Origin of the sequence: Mesorhizobium sp. M1142, assembly GCF_040318565.1 — a bacterium.
Classification (GTDB): Bacteria; Pseudomonadota; Alphaproteobacteria; order Rhizobiales; family Rhizobiaceae; genus Mesorhizobium.
This window is the reverse complement of the sequence record NZ_JAMYMK010000005.1, coordinates 112,978-132,896: the sequence shown is the minus strand read 5'-3', so window position 1 is coordinate 132,896 and position 19,919 is coordinate 112,978. Positions and strand designations below refer to the sequence as shown.

Genomic DNA, 19,919 nt, shown 5'->3' with positions numbered 1-19,919 from the left:
TGTGGCGATCATGCCGAGACTTTCAAGATAACAGCATCATGTCCGGTTGCCTCGACGAATTTGACCAGGTCCGCGGCAGCGATGGAAGTCGTCGCTTCATTGGTCAGCGGGTGGGCATTGACCACCGCATGGCTCATCAGCTTCTCGTCCAAAACGACCTTGACCCTTCGCTCGGTGTCGTTGATCAGCCCGAACACCGTGACCGCGCCCGGGACGACGCCGAGAAGCTCCATCAGCATCTCCGGCCGGCCGAAAGACACGCGCCCCGCAGCGCCGATCAGATGGTGGATCTGCTTGAGATCGACCACCGCCTCCTCGTCGACGCTGACCAGGAAGAAATTGTCCTTCTTGTCCTTGAGGAACAGGTTCTTGGTGTGGCCGCCGGCAATCTCACCGCGCAGCGCCTGCGAATCGGCGACCGTGAACAGCGGCGGATGCCGCCGCGTCGATACCTCGATCCCGAGTCCGGCAAGAAAGGCGAAAAGTTCGGCTTCGGTCTTCGGCATCGGTCTTTCTTCTGGTGGCCCGCTTTCAACGGCTTGTTTGGCTAACGCCGTTTACGGCCAATGATGCGGCCAAGACAAGTCCGTCGCGCAACGCGGGGGGTGATTGCCTTGCGACGTCCGGAGGAGCGCTTCTCCGCATTGCCGGCGAAGCAAAAAAGCCTGCGAATTCCCTGTTGCAATCGCCGCGCTCTTCAGCCATATAGGCGCGGCTTGCGGCCCAAAAGCCGCGCGAGCGGGTGTAGCTCAGGGGTAGAGCACAACCTTGCCAAGGTTGGGGTCGAGCGTTCGAATCGCTTCACCCGCTCCATTTCTCTCAAGGGAAATCAAGCATCGAAAAGCCGCGGTCCGCCGCGGCTTTTTCGTTTTTGCGCGCCAACAGGGCGCAGCGCGCCGAATCGGCTGGCCGCGCGCGCAAGTTCATTTGCCACGAGATTCATCCGCAGACCGCTCAGGTGCTTTTGAGCGTTCCGTTCATTCCGTTCGGGTAGAAGCCGCCCTTGCTGACGCCTTTCTGGTCGGTCAGATAGACGATCCGAAGCACTTCTTGCGGCGTCCTCGTGAAGGCGATTGCATCCGGGGTCGATGGAACGATATTGGCTTTGCCGTCCACTCGGATGCCCTGGTCCTTGTCTTCCGGTCCATCGATCTTGTCGCGGGCGTCGGAAACCGCATTGGCGGCCTTCCAGGCATCCTCGCCCATTCGGTAAAGCGACGATCGCGCCATCCCCATGTGGTAGGCCTCAACGGCCAGAATGCCAGCGGCGGCGGCCTGGAAATCCTTGTTTTTCAGAAGGGGCGCGGCGCCGGCATAGGCAGTGACGCCGACATCCTCGAACAGCATGCCGCCGAGCACGAAGTTCATCTGGTTGCCGAAAGGATCGAAGTCCGCTCCGAGCCCCGCCGCCTTGGCAACCGCCGCAAAGCCCGCATCGAAATCGATTGCCGGCCGGTCGACGGCATCGCTTCCAAGTGTCTTGCGATAGAACCTGACATGGGCAAGTTCGTTTTCGGCGACCTCACGCATGAACTCGCCGATTGCAGGCGTGTCAAAGCGAACCTGTTTGCCGCCAGCCACAGCGCCGGCCTTCGGGCCGGCATCCGAGTCATCGATCCCTTTTCCGGTTGTGCCGCGCAGGTAATATTCGGCTTCCATATATTCGAGATTGAGGGCGAACCGGAAAATGTCTTCGTCTTTGACCTCATCCTGCGCATAGGCGCGGGAAACCGGGGCAAGCCCGGTGGCCGAAGCGAGCGTCGCTCCCAGGCCAAACTGCAATGCGCGGCGGCGTGAAACACGAAATGCAGGCGTGACGCGGATCATGGCTTCCTCCCAAAAGCCCGCCGGCATCAAACATTTTGGCACCTCAAAAGCGGGCCTGCGCTCCCAACTTCACGAACTGTGGAATGTTCCTCAATCGCCTTAAATGATCTCGCCGGATGGCGAGCACCGAGGTTTCCTCGATTGTAACCTCATGTCAGCCGACGCACATGCGCTGTAGCGGCGCTGGATCTGACGGCAGCAAAATCCAGCCGTTGCGGTCGTCCGAAGTACGCTGTCGATAAAATTCAGGACTTTTGCGTGCCGGTTTCGGACCAAGGTCCATCTTGCAGAATACTGTATTTGAACAAAGCTAGGTAACAGCCGGCTTTCACATTGGAAGTCCTGACGTTTTTCATTTGGAACCCATCCTGGCGGGAGGGCGACTCGAAGGAGGAACTATGAAAACGCGCACCTGTCTATTCGCGACTGTAGCCGCTCTCACCCTTGTCGCATCTCCGGTACTCGCTGCTCCCGGCGGCAATGGCAATGGCAACGGCAATGGCGGCAGCAACGGCAATGGCGGAAACTCGGCCGGGGCCGGCTCGCAGGGACACGGAGCCGCCACTTCCGCCGCGGCCAGGGACAAGTCGACGCACGGAGTTGCTCACGCAGCGGCGGTCGTTGCGACGACACCGGCCTCGCCACAGGCCACGTTGGCCTTGCAGGCAGCGCTGGCAAGGCAGACCGCGGATGACGCGGCAGACACTGCCGACGACACTTCCGACGAAACCGAATAAAGCTTTCGAAGCAGCCGCTTGTTGTGTTGAAAAGCCGCGGTTCGCCGCGGCTTTTTCGTTTCCCGACGACGAACTCTCAAGGTGAACAGCGCTTCCAGAAAAAAGCTGCTCCACGGCGGCACTGAAGCTACGCTAAGGCCAAACGCCGCCGCATCGGCGTCGGTTTCGATTGCATTCGAGGAGATCCCATGACCGGCTTTGTCGACCGCGAGCGCGCGACTGACCTGATGCAGCGCGCCGGCATCGAGGCGCTGGTGCTTTGCGAGCCCGAGGCGTTCCAATATGCCACCGGTGCCTGGATCGGCCCGGCAGGCCTGTTCCGGCGGGCCGGCGCCGGTTTCGTCGTTATTCCCAAGCGAGGCAACCTGCCGATCGGCGTCGTGGTGGCGGATTTCCAGGCTGCCCAGCTCCCGGCGGCGATGGCCGGCGCCATGGTACGCACGCATCCGATCTGGATCGAATCGGCGTCGCTCGAGCCGGCGACGGCCGACCGGCCTGTTGCGCAGCGCATCGAGGCCGGCCTGGTTGGCCGCGCCCCCGGTTTTTCACGTCCGGCGACCTTCGAGCTTGCCCGCTCCGTCCGCGAGCTGAAGACGATCCTCGCAGAATTCGGGCTGGAGCGTGCGACGCTCGGCATCGAGCTGGATTTCGTCTCGGCCAGCGATTTTTCCGCGATGCAGGCGATGTTGCCGGGCACTGCCCTGGTCAACGGTTCGCCGATCCTCGACCGGCTGCGGGCGATCAAGTCGCAGAGCGAGATCGACCTGTTGCAGCAGGGCATCGTCCTGTCGGAGGCCGGCCTGTCGCGGCTGCAGCAGCATGCAGCGGCCGGCATGCGTCAGTCTGAGCTGGTCGCGCTTTACCGGCAAGGCGTCGCGGATGTAGCCGGCGGGTCGTCGCAGCAAATCTCGACGGCGGAATACGTCACGCTGGGCGCTCGCCCAAAAGGCGCCGACGCGGTCGCCGCCGCCGGCGATCCGCTGAAGGCCGACATGGTGTGCAGCGTGAACGGCTATGCCTCGGATATGTCGCGGAATTTCACCTTCGGGCCGCCGTCGCCCGAACAGGCCGAATTGCATGCGATAGCCGAACGCGCCTTCGCCGACGGGCTTGCCGCGCTTATGCCCGGAAAGCCGTTGGCCGCCGTGCATCGCGCCGCCAGTGACAGCCTGGCGCGCCAGGGCCTGCGTTCCTATCGCCGCGGCCATTTCGGCCACGGCGTCGGCCATTCCGTGTTTTCCGAGCAATGGCCGTTCATCTCGGCCGACTGCGATGTCGCGATCGAACCCGGCATGGTGCTGGCATTCGAGATTCCGCTCTACATCGACAGTCTCGCCAGCTTCAATCTCGAGGACCAGTTCCTGATCACCGCCAACGGGCCGTCGCCGATGAACCGCCTGCCGAGACGTCTGGGGGTTATCGGCTGAATCCAGCCGGCGCCCTTATCTGGCGCCGGCCACGCCCCTGCGGAAATCCGACGGCGACATGCCGGAAAGCTTGCGGAACGACTTGTTGAACGCGCTGAGCGAGCCGAAGCCCGATTCCATGGCGACGCGCAGCACATTGGCATCCTGATGCATCAGCAGCGCCTGCGCGTAGCTGAGGCGCAGCAGATTCACATATTCATTGAGCGTCATGCCGGTCGATTTCTTGAAGATGCTCATGGCGTATTTGGGATGGATGTCGGCCGCCGCGGCGATGTCGACGCAATCGATCTCGTAGAGGAAATTCTCGGCGATGAAGTCGCACATGCGCCCGACATTGCGCAGCGATTGCTGATCGAACGGGCTGCCTAGCTCCTGTTCGACCGGCGTTTCCGGCACCAGCCGGTAGGGCTCGAACCGCACCCGCTCAAGCCGCAGCAAAAGCTCGTTGACGGCATGCTCCGCCTTGACCGGGTCGCCGGAGCGGGCATAGCGGTTCCAGCGCTCGAAATTGTGGTCGTCCGACCGGTCTGTGGCGTCGGTCACCAGCGTCGCGCCGGTCATCAGCCTGTTGCGGACGTCGACGGGCAAATGCAGCCGGAAGAAATGAACCAGCGGCAGATGCGCGCCGGCGTAGATGGCATCGTCGGAGGCTTCGTCCATCTGGTGCGGCAGGCCGCCCCAGAACAGGCACATGTCGCCCGCAGAAAGCGAAAGCCCGTGCCCGTCCATGCGGTAATGCACGGCGCCACGCACGATGAAATTCACCTCGACCTGGGCATGCCAATGTGGCTTGAGCATCACCAGGGGCTGGGTGTGGAACATTTGCAGCAGCAGCGGCAGGCCCTCCACGCTGCTGGCGCCAGGCTGGTAAAACGGCCTTTCCGGCATCTTACTTTCCGCTCATTTCTTATTCCCTTTGTCGCGGACAAGGCTTTCCCGAAGCCTAGTCTAGCCACGCTCGCAAACAGAGAGCAACTGAAATGGGAGGATTTCAATGCGCTTAAAATTGACCTGCGCCGCGCTCGCGCTTGCCCTGGGCTCCAGCCCAGCCTTTGCGCAGTCCGGTGAAATCACGATCTGGAGCTGGAACATCGCCGCTTCGTCGCTGAAGGCCACCATAGCGGGCTTCAACAAGCAGTATCCCGACATCAAGGTCACGGTCGAGGACCTCGGCAACCAGCCGACCTACGACAAATCGATCGCCGGCTGTGCCGCCGGCGGCGAGGGCCTGCCGGATATCGTGACGATCGAGAACGGCGAGGCGGAAAACTACTGGAGCCAGTTCCCGGATTGCTTCGTCGACCTGCACACGCTCGGCTACACCGCAGAAGACCAGGCAAAATTCCCCGACTTCAAACGTACCGAGCTCGAGGTTGACGACAAGGCCTATGCGATGCCCTGGGATTCCGGTCCAGTAGCGATGTTCTACCGCCGCGACTTCTATGAGAAGGCCGGCGTCGACCCGTCTTCGATCAAGACCTGGGACGATTTCATCGCCGCCGCCAAGAAGATCCAGGCCGCCAATCCTGGCGTGACGATGACCAACGCCGATTTCAACGGCGATTCCGAATTCTTCCGCATGATCTCCAACGAGCAGGGCTGCGCCTATTTCTCCGCCGATGGTCAATCGATCACCGTCAATCAGCCCAAATGCGTCGATGCCATGACCAAGATCAAGGAGATGAAGGACGCCGGCATCATTTCCTCTGCCGACTGGAGCACCAAGATCACTAACAACACCGCCGGCAAGGTCGCCAGCCAGATGTATGGCGGCTGGTATGAAGGCACCATACGCACGGAATCGCCCGATGGCGCAGGCAAATGGGGGCGTCTATCTGATGCCGAGCCTGACCGCCGACGGTCCGCGCGCCGCCAATCTCGGCGGCTCCTCGCTCGCCATCACTTCGGTGTCGAAGAACAAGGAAGCCGCCTATGCCTATCTGAAATACACGCTAGGGACGAATGAGGGCCAGATCACCATGCTGAAAGGCTTCGGCCTGGTGCCGTCGCTGATCTCGGCGCTCAACGACCCTTATGTCTCCGAAGGCCTGCCCTATTGGGGTGGCCAAGCCGTGTGGAAGGACATCCTCGGCACCTTGCCCAAGGTCGTCCCCAGCCGCGGCACTCCGTTCCAGAGCGACGCCGAAATCATCATCCGCGCGGTGCAGACCAAATATCTGGCCGGCGGCTATCCCGACGCCAAGGCAGCGCTCGACGATGCCGCAAGCCAGATCGCCGCGGCGACCGGCCTGCCGGTCAAGTCGTGATCTGATACGGGATGGCTCCAGACTTCGTGATCTATTTCGAACGCTGGCGCTGCCCCTCACCCTTACCCTCTCCCCGTGAAGAACGGGGAGAGGGGAATCCCCCAGCATTGCGGCCAGGCAGGCGGATGAGGGGCGGCGCCGGCCTTCGAACAAGCCACCGTTTGCGGCGGCGCATCACCTGAACATCAACACCGCGCGCCCCAGCAGGCGAAAGCAGAAAGGAGGAAAACGAATGCGCTACCAGAACGCCACGGCTTATCGCTTCCTCGCGCCCTATCTGCTGATCTTCTCGATCTTCTGGCTGTGGCCGATCATCGATTCCTTCCTGATCTCGTTCCAGGCGACGCGCACCGTGCCGTGGCGGTTCGCGCCGACCTTCAACTGGGGCCGGCTGATCGGCGATCCCGCCTTCTTCAACGCCTTGAAGAACACATTGCTGATCCTCGTCATCCAGGTGCCGGTGATGATTTCCCTGGCGATAGTGATGGCGGTGCTTTTGAATTCGCCGCTGCTCAAGGCGCGTGGCCTGTTCCGCTTTGCCTTCTTCGCGCCGGTCGTGGTCGGCGAGGTCGCCTATTCGGCGGTTTTCCGGCTGATGTTCAATCTCGACTACGGCATCATCAACAAATTGCTGAACAGCATCGGCCTGCCCAGTGTCGACTGGTTTACCAACGTCACCCCGGCGATGGCGGTGATCATGATGGCGGTGACCTGGCGCTGGGCCGGCTACAACGCCATCATCCTTCTCGCCGGCCTGCAGTCCATCCCCGAGGATGTCTACGAGGCGGCGACCCTGGACCGGGTCAGCAAGGTCAAACAGTTCTTTTACATCACGCTGCCGCTGCTCAAGCCGATCATCGTGTTCTGCGCCGTGCTGTCGATCATCGGCACCATGCAGCTGTTCACCGAGCCCTTCCTGATCACCGAGCGCGGCGGGCCGGGCGGCGGCACCGAAACGCTCGGGCTACTGCTTTACCGCCAGGGCTTCCGGTCGCTCAATTTCGGCTACGCTTCGGCCGTCGCCTACACCATGGCCGGGCTGGCGATTGCCATTTCGCTGGTGCAGATATGGCTGACGAGGGAACCGAAATGACCTCGCGCTCCTCAATCAGCCATTCCCGGGTCAGCCGTTCCCAGGCCAGATTGGGCCGCAGCATCGCGCTGCATCTGTTCCTGACGCCGCTGGCGCTGGTCTGGCTGTTTCCGCTGTGGATGATGGTGGTCTTTTCCACGATGCCCGACAATGGCATCTTCAGCCCCGACATCGAGCTTTTGCCGCACGGCAATTTCCTCGACAATGTCAGCAATCTGCAGCGCGGCACCAATTTCATCGGCGCCATCGGCATCTCCGTCTCGGTGGCGGTGACCTATACTTTCCTGTCGGTGATGCTCACCTCGATGGCCGGCTGGGCGCTGGCGCGTTACAACTTCTTCGGCAAGGGCATGGTCGTCGCCATCATCTTCGGCACCATCACGCTGCCCTATGCGGTCGTGCTGATCCCGCAATTCATCATGGTGGCGCGCGACTTCAAGCTCGCCAACACCTGGGTGGCGCTGATCGTGCCGCCGCTGTTCAACTCGCTGGGCGTGCTGTTCATGCGGCAGAGTTTTTCGATGATGCCGCACGAGCTGTTCGACGCGGCCAAGGTCGAGGGCGTCAAGGAATGGCGGATATTCCTGTTCGTCGCATTGCCTCTGGCGCGGCCGATGCTGGCGGCGCTCGCCATCATTCTCTTCCTTGCTTCCTGGAACAATTATCTGTGGCCGCTGCTGATTAATTCCAAGCCGGGCGCAATGACCGCGCCGGTGGCGCTCGGCACGCTGATCGGTCTCACCAAGGTGTCCTGGGGCGGCATCATGGCGGGCGCGGTGATGCTGACGGCGCCAATGCTCGTCGTGTTCGTGCTTCTGCAGCGCCATTTCGTCGCCGGCATCGCCGCCGGCGCCATCAAGTAAGGATCAGCATGGCGGCAGTCACTCTCAAAAACGTCATCAAGCGCTTCGGCGTCTTCGAGATCGTCCACGGCGCCAATATCGACATCGATGACGGCGAATTCGTCGTCTTCGTCGGCCCTTCCGGCTGCGGCAAGTCCACGCTGCTCCGGATGATCGCCGGGCTCGAGGACATCAGCGACGGCGAGATCGCCATTGGCGGCAAGGTGGTGAACGACGTCGAGGCAGCCGATCGCGGCATCGCCATGGTGTTCCAGTCCTACGCGCTCTATCCGCACATGACGGTCGAGCAGAATCTGAGCTTCGGCCTAAGAATGACCGGCAACCCCAAGGCAGATACCGAGCGGCGGGTGAAGCGGGCTTCCGAAATCCTGCGTATCGCCGAGCTGATGAAGCGGCGGCCGCGGCAATTGTCGGGCGGCCAGCGCCAGCGCGTCGCCATCGGCCGCGCCATCGTGCGCGAGCCGCAAGTGTTCCTGTTCGACGAACCGCTCAGCAATCTCGACGCCGAGCTCAGGGTGCAGATGCGCGTCGAGATATCGCGCCTTCACAAGGAGCTTGGCGTTACCATGGTCTATGTGACGCACGATCAGACCGAGGCGATGACGCTGGCCGACAGGATCGTCGTCCTCAACGCCGGCAATATCGAGCAGATCGGCGCGCCGCTCGATCTCTACGACGACCCCGCCAACCGCTTCGTTGCCGGCTTCGTCGGCTCCCCGAAAATGAACTTCTTGGCGGCGAAAATGGTCGGGGCCGACAACGGCGCTGCGGTCGTCGAACTGGTAAATCATCGCGGCGCGCGACTGCGCAAGCCGCTTTCGGATGCTCTGCCTGCGACAGGCGGCGATGTCGTGCTTGGCGTGCGGCCGGAGCATTTCTTCGACGCCGGCCAGGGCGATTGCGACCTTACCCTCAAGGCCGACGTCGCCGAGCACTTGGGGTCGGTGAGCTATGTCTATGCCAATTCCGGGACTGGGGGCGGGCGCGAGGAACTGATCATCGAGCGCGAGGCCTCGCGGCATCGCGCGAACGGCGACGACCTGGTGGTGTCGATCAAGGCCGACCGCTCGCTTCTCTTCGACGCCACCGGCGCACGCATTCGCTAACCCATCTAGTTTCTTTTGTCCGATCGCGATTGGTCGCGGCCACCCCACGGAGATTTGACATGACGTCCAAGCCAGAAAAAATTCGCTGGGGCATTCTCGGGCCCGGCAACATCGCCAAGGCCTTTGCCGGCGGCGTCGCCCATTCGCGCACCGGCACATTGGTCGCCTTAGGGGCGCGTAATCCCGGCAAGGCCGGGCTCACTGAGGCTTTCCCCGGCGCCCGCATCCTCGATGGCTACGAGGCTTTGCTTAGCGCTCCGGACGTCGACGCGATTTATATTTCAACGCCGCATCCGAGCCATGCCGAATGGGCGATCAAGGCAGCCGAGGCCGGAAAACATGTGCTTTGCGAAAAGCCGCTTGGCCTGACCGCCTTCGAGGCCGACGCCATGATCCATGCCGCGCGCAAGACCGGCACCTTTCTCGGCGAAGCCTTCATGTACCGGCTGCATCCGCAGACGGCCAGGCTGGTCGAGCTGATCAGGGCCGGCGCGATCGGCGACATCAAGATGATCAAATCCAGTTTCGGCTTCGCCATGCCGGGCTTCATGCCGGAGCACCGGCTTTACGCCAAGGATCTCGCCGGCGGCGGCATTCTCGATGTCGGCGGCTATCCCGTCTCGATGGCGCGGCTGATTGCCGGCGCCGCGGCGGAGAAGCCCTTCGCCGAGCCGGACAAAGTGGTCGGCGCTGCGCATCTCGGCCAATCCGGCGTCGACGAATGGGCGTCGGCGCTGTTGCATTTTCCGGGCGGCATCGTCGCGGAAGTCTCCTGCAGCATTTCGCTCGCGCAGGACAACGTATTGCGTATTCTCGGCAGCAAGGGCCGCATCGAGGTGGCGGATTTCTGGTATGCCGGCGGCCAGCAAGGCGGCACCGGCGAAATCCGCATCATCCGTCCGGGTGACACCGAGGTGGTCGAGGTCAAGGAGGACGGCTGGCTTTACGCATTCGAGGTGGACGCCGCCGGCGAGGCCATTCTCGGCGGGAAGCAGGAGTTCGCCTGGCCGGGCATGAGCTGGGCCGACAGTCTCGGCAATCTGCGCGTGCTCGATAGATGGCGGGCCGCCATCGGGCTCGAATATGACATCGAGAAACCGGCAAAGCGCGTCAACACGATCTCCGGGCGGAAGCTGCGCTCCGGCGGGACCGCCATCCCCAAGCGCGGCATTCCGGGCCTGCCGCGGCCGGCCTCGTGCCTGGCGCTCGGCTTCGAGGATTTCCGCACCTTTTCGTCGGGCGCCATCCTGCTCGACGCCTATTTTGAGGCCGGCGGCAATCTGTTCGACACCGCCTTCGTCTACGGTTCCGGCTATACCGAGACGCTGCTCGGCCAGTGGCTGAAGAACCGCGGCGTGCGCGAGCAATCGGTGGTCATCGGCAAGGGTGCGCACTCGCCGCTCTGCTATCCCGACGTCATCGGCAAGCAGCTCACCCAGTCGCTTGAGCGGCTGCAGACCGACCATATCGACGTTTATTTCATGCATCGCGACAACCCGGACGTGCCGGTCGACGAGTTCGTCGATGCGATGGATCGCGAGGTCAAGGCCGGCCGCATTCGCGGTCCGTTCGGTGGCTCGAACTGGACGATGGAACGCATGGACGAGGCGATTGCCTATGCCGAGCGCACCGGCAAGCAGAAACCCGGCGCCCTTTCCAACAATTTCTCGCTGGCCGAGATGCTGGAGCCGATCTGGGCAGGCTGCGTCACGTCCTCCAGCGACGAGTGGAAGGCCTGGCTTACCGCCCGGCAAATGCCGAACTTCGCCTGGTCGAGCCAGGGCCGCGGCTTCTTCACCGACCGCGCCGGCCGCGACCGGCGCGACAATGAGGAACTGGTCCGGGTCTGGTACTCGGAGAGGAACTTCGGCCGCCGCGACCGCGCCATCGAGCTCGCCAAACGGCTGGGCAAAAGCCCGATCCACGTCGCGCTCGCCTATGTCCTGGCACAGCCCTTTCCGTCCGTCCCGCTGATCGGGCCGCGCACGCTCGACGAGTTGGAAGACAGCCTCCAGGCGCTCGACATCTCACTTTCGCCGGACGATCTTGCATGGCTTGATAGCGGTTCGGATCAGGCCCGCGCGCGCGCCTGATAGCGGGGTCTTGCGCTGCGCCCTTAATTTCCGGACTGTTTGCGCTGCCCCTCACCTACCCTCTCCCCGCTCTTCGGGAGAGAGGATAAGGTTAAAGGGCAGCGCCGAAGTCGCTGGACATAGGGAAGACAGATGCTCGACATATCACCGTCGAAACAGGCGGCCACCTGGCTCGGTTCTTTTGCGCGAGCGCTCGAGGCGGGCGACGTCGCGGCCGCAATCAACCTGTTCGTCGAGGACTGTTACTGGCGCGACCTGCTGACCTTCACCTGGAACATCAAGACCATGGAAGGCCGCGCGGCGATCCGCGACATGCTGGAAGCCACGCTGGCAATGACAAGGCCTGCTCGGTGGCAGCTCAGCAGCGAAGCGACTTCGGACGAAGGCATTATCGAAGCCTGGTTTTCTTTCGAGACGTCATCAGCGTGGAGCCAAGGTATCATGCGCCTCAGGGACGGCAAATGCCGGACACTGTTTACGGCGATGAGCGATCTCAAGGGGTTTGAGGAGCGCAAGGGCCCGGCGCGGCCTCTGGGCGTCCGCCACAAGGCCGATCCGGAGCGCGAGACCTGGCTGGAGGCGAGGGCGCGCGAGACGCGTGAACTCGGCGCCGGCCAGCAGCCTTATTGCCTGGTCATCGGCGGCGGCCAGGGCGGCATCATGCTGGGCGCACGGCTCAGGCAACTCGGCGTGCCGGCCATCATCATCGAGAAGAATGCGCAGGCCGGCGATTCCTGGCGCAGTCGCTATCGCTCGCTCGTGCTGCACGACCCGGTCTGGTACGACCATCTGCCCTACATCCCGTTTCCCGAGAACTGGCCGGTGTTCACGCCCAAGGACAAGATGGGCGACTGGCTGGAAATGTACACGCGCGTCATGGAGCTCAACTACTGGACCTCCACAAGATGCATCAGCGCGTCCTACGACGAGGCCGAAAAGGTCTGGACGGTCGAGGTCGACCGCGCCGGCCAGCGCATCACGCTAAAGCCGAAGCACATCGTCTTTGCAACCGGTGCTTATGGCCCGCCCAGGCAGATCGACCTGCCGGGCGCCGAGACCTTCCAGGGCGAGATCCTGCACTCCAGCCAATATTTCAGCGGCGAGAAATTCCGCGGCAAAAAGGTCGCCGTTATCGGCGCCGCAAGTTCCGGCCATGACGTCAGCGTCGATCTGTGGGAGAGCGGCGCCGAGGTGACGATGGTCCAGCGCTCGCCGACGACGGTGGTCAAGTCGGACACGCTGATGGAAATCGGCTTCGAAATCTTTTCGGAAAAGGCGCTGGCCCGCGGCATCACCACTGAGAAGGCCGACATGATCGTCGCCTCGACGCCGTTCGCGCTGCTGCCACAGGGCCAGCGCGCACTCTACGACATCATCAAGGCGCGCGACGCGGCCTTCTACGACCGCTTGCGCGGCGCCGGCTTCGCCATCGATTTCGGCGACGACGAGACCGGGCTTTTGATGAAGGCCTACCGCACCGGCTCGGGCTTCTACATCGATGTCGGCGCCTGCGATCTGATCATCGACGGCGAGATCGGCATCCGCAGCGGCGTCGGGATCAAGTCGCTGACGCCGACAGGCATCCTCTTCGACGACGGCACCGAACTGGCGGCCGACGCAATCATCGCCTGCACCGGCTATCTCTCGATGAACGAAACGGTGGCGGCGATCGTCTCCCGTGAAGTCGCTGACAAGGTCGGGCCGTGCTGGGGGATTGGCTCGGGCGTGAAAGGCGACCCGGGTCCATGGCAAGGGGAATTGCGCAACATGTGGAAGCCGACCGCGCAGGAAGCGCTGTGGTTCCACGGCGGCAATCTGGCGCTGTCGCGATTTTATTCGAAGTTCGTGGCGCTGCAGATCAAGGCGAGGATGGAAGGCATTGCGACGCCGGTTTATGGGACGCCGCGGTGAAGCTGTGATCTCCCCCCTTGAGGGGGAGATCACCCACGCCCGAAATGCCGGGCGGCAACCTCGACATGCGTGTCGTGCGCATGCGCTTCGAAGCGCTCGGTTTCGCCGAGATCGTCCAGCGCGTCGTTCGGCCACCACGTGCCGCCGACCACGATGCCGTCCGAGACCAGCCTGTGCCCGGCGACCAGCGAGGCGCCGACCGAGTCGACAAAGGTGAAGCGGCCCGGACGCAGCCGCAGCACCGCGATGTCGCCGACCGCACCAACCGCAAGCCTGCCCAAATCGGGCTTGGCGATCGCTTCGGCCGGCCGCTGTGTCGCGGCGCGCAGCACCTCGACCAGCGGCATGCCGAGGACCAGCAGCTTCGACATGCACACCAGAATGTCGAAGGCCGGCCCGTCGACGCAGTAGAGGTGCACGTCGCTGCTGATCACGTCCGGCGCCAGTCCCTCGCTCAGCATCGCCTTGGCCACCTCGAAATCGAACGAGCCCATGCCGTGGCCGATATCGAAGATGACGCCGCGCTCGCGCGCCAGCCGCATGTCCGGCCGCACCGCGCCCGAAGCGAAGACCGGCGCGTTGGGAAACGGCCGGAAGCAGTGGGTGAGGATATCGCCTTTGCGCAGCCGCGGCAGCACTTCCGAGCGGCCCGGCGGCGGCTCGTCTATATGCGCCATCAGCGGCAGGCCGGCCTTGTCGGCGGCCTCCAGCCCGAGATCGAGCGGCGCGATGCCGCTGCTGCCGCCGGCGTGGCGACCGGAGCGGACCTTGACGCCGACTACCACGTCCGCGTGCTCGCGCGCCGCCGCCACCGTTTCGCGCGGTTCGCAGAGCCTGAGGTCGCTGCATTCGCCGACCGCGACGGTCTGCGAGAAGCCGAAAATGCCGGCAAAGGAAATGTTGACGTATGCCAGGATACGGACCTTCGAGCGCTCGATGACGTGGCGGCGAAAGCCGAGGAAATTGCCGGCGCCGGCGCTTCCGGCATCGACGAAGGTGGTGGTGCCGCTCTTCGCGGCGAGCCGGTCGGCATCGACGCCGAGCGACGTGCCGCCCCAATAGACATGGCTGTGCAGGTCGATCAGGCCGGGCGCGACGATCGAGCCCGTGGCGTCGATGACGCGGGCTGCACGTTCGAAGGGGATTTCGGCGTCGATGGCGGCGATACGGCCGTCGGCAATCGCCAGATCGCGTTGTGCGTCGAGGCCGGACGCCGGATCGATGAGGCGGCCGCCTTTTATCAGGAGATCGAATTGCATTGCGCCCGTCTCCGCTTTTCCGTCACGCCGGCCTGTAGGCGACGGCTTCGACCTCGATCTTGATGTCGATCATAAGCCGTGACTCCACCGTCGTGCGTGCCGGCGGATCTTTCGGGAAATGCCGGGCGTAGACGGTGTTGAAGATGCCGAAATCGCGCGCGTCCTCGAGCCAGACCGTCGTCTTGACCACATCGTCGAGCGTGCAGCCGGCCAGCGCCAATGCCGCCTTGACGTTCGACAGCACCTGTTCGGTCTGCTCGGCGATGCCGCCCTTGACCACCAGCCCGTCGCTGCCGACCGGCACCTGGCCTGAGACATAGACGAAATCGCCGGCCCTGACCGCCGGCGACAACGGCACATGGGATTTTCCGAAACACTGCTTGGGCAAGGGGGCCTCCTGTCTAGGTCCTTTGGGTGAACGCGCGATGCTGCGAGAGATTGGGGGCGGCTGCACGCCATCGATCCACATTTTGAAAGCCTATATCGCTTTGCTGCGGTAACGCCAGAACGATCACCGCCCTTGGTGATCCTTCGCGCCAGCGTCTGGACCCGCGACACCAGCCGGCTCAGCGGTCGATCCGCGTCGACAGGATGATCGACGACGACGTCCGCTCGACCCCGTCCATGGCGCCGATCTGGTCGAGGAGCGTGTCGAGATCCCTGATCGACGGCGCTTCGACGACAACGATCATGTCGAAATTGCCGCTGACCGAGTGCAGCGTCCGAACCGGTGCCAGCGCCTGCAGGCTGCGCACCACCTTGTCGGCGAGCTTGGGGGTGACGGTAAGCAGGACATGCGCCCTGACCAGCCCCTGTTCGTAGTCGGGCGAAAGCCTGACACCGTAGCCGGTGATGATGCCGCGCTGTTCCAGCCGCTCGATCCGGCTCTGCACCGTCGTTCGTGAGACGCCCAGCCGTCGCGCCAGTTCAGCAGTGGAGGCGCGTGCATTGATGCGCAGCAGGGAAAGCAGGGCCTGGTCGGCATCGCTGAGCATTTCGACGAACCTTGCCGGCACATTGTACAAAGAGAGACTGCGTTTCGTACAGTCTCACGCTTCCTTTCGACAGGCAAGCTGCGATTCTAGCCGTCAATCCAATGTTGGTGCGAGGGACCTGTCATGAAGGAAATCATCGTCGTCGGCGCCGGCAAGATCGGCTCGACCATTGCCGAGATGCTGGCTTCCACGGGCGACTATCACGTCACCCTCGTCGACCGCTCGTCGGCGCAGCTCGGCGCGGCCGAACTGCCTGAAACGGTCGAGACGCTGGAAGTCGACATCGAAGCCGCCGGCACCCTCGAAGCAGCCTTGGCCGGCAAATTCGCGGTGCTCAGCGCCGCGCCCTTCCATCTGACCACGCGCATCGCGGAGGCGGCGGCCAGTGCCGGCGTGCACTATCTCGATCTGACCGAGGATGTCGTCAGCACCAGGCGGGTCAAGGAACTGGCGCGCTCCGGCAACAGCGCCTTCATTCCGCAATGCGGCCTGGCGCCCGGCTTCATCTCGATCGTTGCCAACGACCTCGCCAGCCGCTTCGACACGCTGGAGAGCGTGCGCATGCGGGTTGGCGCGCTGCCGCAGTACCCGTCGAATGCGCTGAACTACAATCTGACCTGGAGCACCGACGGCGTCATCAACGAATATTGCGAGCCTTGCGAGGCGATCGTCGAAGGCGAGCTGATCGAAGTGCCGCCGCTCGAGGAGCGCGAGGAGTTCTCGCTCGACGGCGTCACCTATGAGGCGTTCAACACCTCGGGCGGGCTGGGCACGCTGGCCGAAACGCTGAGAGGCAGGGTGCGCACGCTGAATTACCGCACCATCCGTTATCCCGGCCATGCCGCGATCATGAAGGCGCTGCTCAACGACCTCGGCCTGCGCCACCGCCGCGACGTGCTGAAGGACATTTTCGAAAGCGCCCTGCCGGCAACGCTGCAGGACGTGGTTATCGTCTTCGTCACCGTCAGCGGCCGCAAGAACGGCCGTCTGCTGCAGGAGACCTATGCCAACAAGATCTACGCCAGGCGCGACGGCGAAAAGGTGCGCAGCGCCATCCAGATCACCACCGCATCGGCGATCTGCGCCGTGCTCGACATGCTCGCCGACGGCACCTTGCCGGCAAGAGGTTTCATCAAGCAGGAGGACATCGCGCTTGACGCTTTTCTGGCCAACCGCTTCGGCCGCGCCTACGCGCAGCACGAGATGGTTAGCCGGCTTGCGGGGTGAGCTGCGTAATCTCCCCCCCGAGGGGGAGACGTCGCCGAAGGCGACAGAGGGGGGTCGCCTCGCGAAGAGCGCCAACCTCCATCTGTCGCAAGGGCGGTCGCATCCAGTCGAACCGACCCCCTCTGGCCTGCCGGCCATCTCCCCCTCAAGGGGGGAGAGCGCGAGCCCTCAAACATGCACCGCCCGCCCTAGCGCCTTCAGCGCCGCTTCCTGAAAACCCTCGCCCTGTGTCGGATGGGCATGGATCGTCCCGGCGATATCCTCCAGCGTCGCGCCCATCTCCAGCGCCAGCCCAAACGCAGTGGACAGCTCCGACACGCCTTGGCCGACGGCCTGGATGCCGAGCACCAGATGGTTGTCCGCCCGCGCCAGTACCCGAACGAATCCGTCCTCGCCCAACTTCGTCATTGCCCGGCCATTGGCGGTGAAGGGAAACAGTCCGACCTTGATCTCGCCACGCGTCTTGGCCTCTTCCGGCGACAGGCCCGCGGCGACCAGCTCCGGGTCGGTGAAGCAGACAGCCGGGATTGCTCGTCTGTCCCAGCTGCGCTTGTGGCCGGCGACGATCTCGGCGACCATTTCGCCTTGCGCCATCGCCCGGTGCGCCAGCATCGGCTCGCCGGTGACATCGCCAATGGCAAAGATACCGCGCATCGAGCTGCGGCACTGGTCGTCGATGCGGATGAAGGGTCCGGCCATGTCGAGGTCGATCTGCTCCAACCCCCAGCCTTTGGTCACCGGCTTCCGACCGACCGTGACCAGGACCTTGTCGGCAGCGATCTTGCCGTTCTTGCCGCCATTCGCCTCGACCAGCAGTGCGTCGCGCTTGGTGGACAGCCCCTTGGCCTTGGCGTTCACGAGCACCTCGATGCCGAGCTCGGCCAGCCGCTTCACCACCGGCCTGGTCAGTTCCGCATCATATTGCGCCAGCACGCGCGGCAACGCCTCGACCACGGTCACCTTGGCCCCCAGCTTGGCAAAGGCGATACCGAGTTCCAGCCCGATATAGCCGCCGCCGACCACCGCCAGCCTCTCCGGAACTTCGCTCAGCGCCAGCGCCTCGGTCGACGAAATGACCGGTCCGCCGAACGGCAGCGATAGCAACTCGACCGGCGCCGAGCCGGTCGCAATCACCACCGTTTCGGCGCGGATCACCTGCATGCCGATCTCGGTGTCGACGGCAACGGTCTTGCCGTCGCGAAATGTCGCCCAGCCATGCACCGTCTTCACGCCAGCTTTCTTCAGCAGACCGGCAACACCGTTGTTCAGCCGGCTAACGATCCCGTCTTTCCAGGCCATGGTGGCGGCGAGATCAAGCGATGGTGCGGCGATCGCAATGCCGAGCGGGCTTTTTCCACCCGCCATGTGCGAGAGCTTCTGGAACTCTTCGGCCGCATGAATCAGCGCCTTGGACGGAATGCAGCCGACATTGAGACAGGTGCCGCCCGGTCTGCCGAACTCGACGATAACCGTATCTATGCCGAGCTGCCCGGCACGGATAGCGCAGACATAGCCGCCCGGACCGGCGCCGATGACCAGCAACTTGCAGGAGATTTCCTTCATGGCGATAGGCTCTTGTTGGCGAAGAAAGGCCCCCTCATCCGGCCGCTTCGCGGCCACCTTCTCCCCGCTGGGGAGAAGAGGCTAGCGCCGGCGCTGGCGACCTCCTCTCCCCTCGGGGAGAGGGTAGCGAAGCGGAGGCCGGGTGAGGGGGCCGTTGCGACCGTTCTCATTACCTCAGTCCACAAAAATCAACGCGGGCGTCTCTAGCAGCGTCTTGATGCGCTGGATAAACACCGCAGCGTCCCAGCCGTCGACGACGCGATGGTCGAAGCTGGAGGACAGGTTCATCATCTTGCGCGGGATGAACTGGCTGCCGTCCCATACCGGCCGCACCATCATCTTGTTGACGCCGACGATCGCCACTTCCGGATGATTGATCACCGGCGTCGTCGCCACGCCACCCATGGCGCCGAGCGAAGTGATGGTGATGGTCGAGCCCGAAAGCTCGTCGCGTGTCGCCGTGCCCGACCTGGCCGCCTCGGCGAGCCTGTTAACCTCGGCGGCGCAGTCCCAGATGTCGCGCGCCTCGGCGTGCTTGACCACCGGCACCATCAGCCCCGCAGGCGTCTGCGCCGCGATGCCGATATGGACGCCGCCATGCTGGTGGACGATGCCGGCTTCGTCGTCGAACAGCGCATTGAGGTTCGGCTGGTCGGCAATGGCCTTGACCATCGCCCGCATCAGGAACGGCAGCAGCGTCAGCTTCGGCCTGTCCGCGCCCGGCCGCTTCTCCTTGTTAAGCGCGGCGCGCAAATCCTCGAGTGCGGTGACGTCGATCTCCTCGACATAGGTGATGTGCGGGATGCGCGACTTGGCCAGCGTCATCTTCTCGGCGATCTTTCGCCTGAGCCCGACTATCTTGATGTCCTCGACCGTCTCGTTGCGGGCGAGGCCAGGGGCCTTCGCCAGCTGTGGCCCCCGCGCCAGGAAGGCGTCGATGTCCTCATGCCGGATGCGACCGGCCGGGCCGGTTCCCGAAACCTGCCGAAGGTCGATGCCGGCCTCTTTCGCCCTGAGGCGGACGGCCGGCGAGGCCAGTGGCTTTTCTCCCTCGGGACGCGGCGCGCTGTTGACCTTGGACCTGGCGCCGTCATCCTCGGGCTTGTCCCGAGAATCTACCGACCTCTCGGAACTGATTGCGTCATATCCGTGTGGGACGGCAGATCCTCGGGACAAGCCCGAGGATGACGGCGCCAAATTGGGTAATGACGGCTCCAAGCCCGAGGACGGGCGAGCCCGCGCATCGTCAGGGGCACCCTCCGCCGTAACGTCTGCAAGCGTCGCGCCAACCCTGACGTTCCCCTCGCCCGCCACTTTCAACCTGACAATCGGCGAGCCGATCGCCACAGTGTCGCCGATCTCCGCACCCAGCCAGAGGATCTCGCCATCGACGGGCGAAGGAATTTCGACCGTCGCCTTGTCGGTCATGACCGCGGCAAGCACGGCGTCCTCGCGCACGAGATCGCCGACCTTGACCTGCCATTCGACCAGCTCGGCCTCGGCGACGCCTTCGCCGACATCGGGCAGCTTGATGACATATTCGCCCATCGT

General features: G+C 63.7%; 16 protein-coding genes, 1 tRNA gene and 1 pseudogene. 10 read left to right on the top strand and 8 right to left on the bottom strand.

Going from position 1 to position 19,919, the window contains the following annotated elements:
- Nucleotides 1–8: 8 nt before the first annotated feature.
- The gene (locus NKH42_RS10800) at nucleotides 9–506 is read right to left on the bottom strand and encodes a prolyl-tRNA synthetase associated domain-containing protein (protein ID WP_254817917.1); all 498 of its coding nucleotides are present in this window, start codon (nucleotides 504–506) and stop codon (nucleotides 9–11) included.
- Nucleotides 507–738: 232 nt separating this feature from the next.
- Here NKH42_RS10800 and NKH42_RS10795 point away from each other — a divergent pair.
- A tRNA-Gly gene (locus NKH42_RS10795) sits at nucleotides 739–813 on the top strand.
- A 141-nt stretch (nucleotides 814–954) separates the two neighbouring features.
- Here NKH42_RS10795 and NKH42_RS10790 read toward each other — a convergent pair.
- Entirely contained in the window at nucleotides 955–1,827 is an 873-nt protein-coding gene (locus NKH42_RS10790; RefSeq protein ID WP_352479722.1) for a ferritin-like domain-containing protein, read from the bottom strand.
- Nucleotides 1,828–2,225: 398 nt separating this feature from the next.
- Between NKH42_RS10790 and NKH42_RS10785 the strand changes: the two genes are divergently transcribed.
- Together NKH42_RS10785 and NKH42_RS10780 are read left to right on the top strand one after the other, a co-directional pair.
- The gene (locus tag NKH42_RS10785; RefSeq protein ID WP_254817926.1) at nucleotides 2,226–2,564 is read left to right on the top strand and encodes a hypothetical protein; all 339 of its coding nucleotides are present in this window, start codon (nucleotides 2,226–2,228) and stop codon (nucleotides 2,562–2,564) included.
- 188 nt (nucleotides 2,565–2,752) lie between these two features.
- Complete coding sequence (locus tag NKH42_RS10780) at nucleotides 2,753–3,991, top strand: M24 family metallopeptidase (RefSeq protein WP_352507382.1); 1,239 nt, start codon at nucleotides 2,753–2,755, stop codon at nucleotides 3,989–3,991.
- 15 nt (nucleotides 3,992–4,006) lie between these two features.
- Here the strand turns inward: NKH42_RS10780 and NKH42_RS10775 are convergent, their stop codons facing one another.
- Complete coding sequence (locus tag NKH42_RS10775; RefSeq protein WP_352507383.1) at nucleotides 4,007–4,879, bottom strand: helix-turn-helix domain-containing protein; 873 nt, start codon at nucleotides 4,877–4,879, stop codon at nucleotides 4,007–4,009.
- A gap of 106 nt (nucleotides 4,880–4,985) precedes the next feature.
- On the opposite strand from NKH42_RS10775, the pseudogene NKH42_RS10770 reads away from it, so the two are divergent.
- The 6 genes and pseudogenes from NKH42_RS10770 (at nucleotide 4,986) to NKH42_RS10745 (ending at nucleotide 13,324) form a co-directional block, all read left to right on the top strand.
- Nucleotides 4,986–6,258: pseudogene (locus tag NKH42_RS10770) on the top strand (extracellular solute-binding protein).
- A gap of 232 nt (nucleotides 6,259–6,490) precedes the next feature.
- Entirely contained in the window at nucleotides 6,491–7,351 is an 861-nt protein-coding gene (locus tag NKH42_RS10765) for a carbohydrate ABC transporter permease (RefSeq protein ID WP_254817930.1), read from the top strand.
- Entirely contained in the window at nucleotides 7,348–8,214 is an 867-nt protein-coding gene (locus NKH42_RS10760) for a carbohydrate ABC transporter permease (RefSeq protein WP_352751471.1), read from the top strand. Before NKH42_RS10765 ends, NKH42_RS10760 begins: the two co-directional genes overlap by 4 nt.
- Nucleotides 8,215–8,222: 8 nt before the next feature.
- Nucleotides 8,223–9,320, top strand: a complete 1,098-nt coding sequence (locus tag NKH42_RS10755; protein ID WP_023675944.1) for an ABC transporter ATP-binding protein — start codon at nucleotides 8,223–8,225, stop codon at nucleotides 9,318–9,320.
- 59 nt (nucleotides 9,321–9,379) lie between these two features.
- Nucleotides 9,380–11,413: an aldo/keto reductase gene (locus NKH42_RS10750; RefSeq protein ID WP_352751421.1), complete on the top strand. Its 2,034-nt coding sequence runs from the start codon at nucleotides 9,380–9,382 to the stop codon at nucleotides 11,411–11,413.
- A gap of 132 nt (nucleotides 11,414–11,545) precedes the next feature.
- Nucleotides 11,546–13,324 (top strand): NAD(P)-binding domain-containing protein, encoded by a 1,779-nt coding sequence (locus NKH42_RS10745; protein ID WP_352754089.1) that lies wholly within the window; start codon nucleotides 11,546–11,548, stop codon nucleotides 13,322–13,324.
- Nucleotides 13,325–13,353: 29 nt separating this feature from the next.
- On the opposite strand, the gene NKH42_RS10740 is transcribed toward NKH42_RS10745, so the two are convergent.
- The 3 genes from NKH42_RS10740 to NKH42_RS10730 form a co-directional block, all read right to left on the bottom strand.
- Nucleotides 13,354–14,583 carry an amidohydrolase/deacetylase family metallohydrolase gene (locus NKH42_RS10740; RefSeq protein ID WP_352751417.1) on the bottom strand — a complete coding sequence of 410 codons (1,230 nt, stop codon included), beginning with the start codon at nucleotides 14,581–14,583 and terminating at the stop codon, nucleotides 13,354–13,356.
- A 22-nt stretch (nucleotides 14,584–14,605) separates the two neighbouring features.
- Nucleotides 14,606–14,971 carry a RidA family protein gene (locus NKH42_RS10735; RefSeq protein WP_254817935.1) on the bottom strand — a complete coding sequence of 122 codons (366 nt, stop codon included), beginning with the start codon at nucleotides 14,969–14,971 and terminating at the stop codon, nucleotides 14,606–14,608.
- A gap of 178 nt (nucleotides 14,972–15,149) precedes the next feature.
- On the bottom strand, nucleotides 15,150–15,578 hold the full coding sequence (locus NKH42_RS10730) for an Lrp/AsnC family transcriptional regulator (protein WP_254817936.1): 429 nt from the start codon (nucleotides 15,576–15,578) through the stop codon (nucleotides 15,150–15,152).
- 123 nt (nucleotides 15,579–15,701) lie between these two features.
- On the opposite strand from NKH42_RS10730, the gene NKH42_RS10725 reads away from it, so the two are divergent.
- On the top strand, nucleotides 15,702–16,805 hold the full coding sequence (locus tag NKH42_RS10725; protein ID WP_352751416.1) for a saccharopine dehydrogenase family protein: 1,104 nt from the start codon (nucleotides 15,702–15,704) through the stop codon (nucleotides 16,803–16,805).
- A 168-nt stretch (nucleotides 16,806–16,973) separates the two neighbouring features.
- Here the strand turns inward: NKH42_RS10725 and lpdA are convergent, their stop codons facing one another.
- Together lpdA and NKH42_RS10715 are read right to left on the bottom strand one after the other, a co-directional pair.
- The gene (gene lpdA, locus NKH42_RS10720; protein WP_352751415.1) at nucleotides 16,974–18,368 is read right to left on the bottom strand and encodes a dihydrolipoyl dehydrogenase; all 1,395 of its coding nucleotides are present in this window, start codon (nucleotides 18,366–18,368) and stop codon (nucleotides 16,974–16,976) included.
- 174 nt (nucleotides 18,369–18,542) lie between these two features.
- The gene (locus tag NKH42_RS10715) at nucleotides 18,543–19,916 is read right to left on the bottom strand and encodes a dihydrolipoamide acetyltransferase family protein (protein ID WP_352701187.1); all 1,374 of its coding nucleotides are present in this window, start codon (nucleotides 19,914–19,916) and stop codon (nucleotides 18,543–18,545) included.
- Nucleotides 19,917–19,919: the final 3 nt, after the last annotated feature.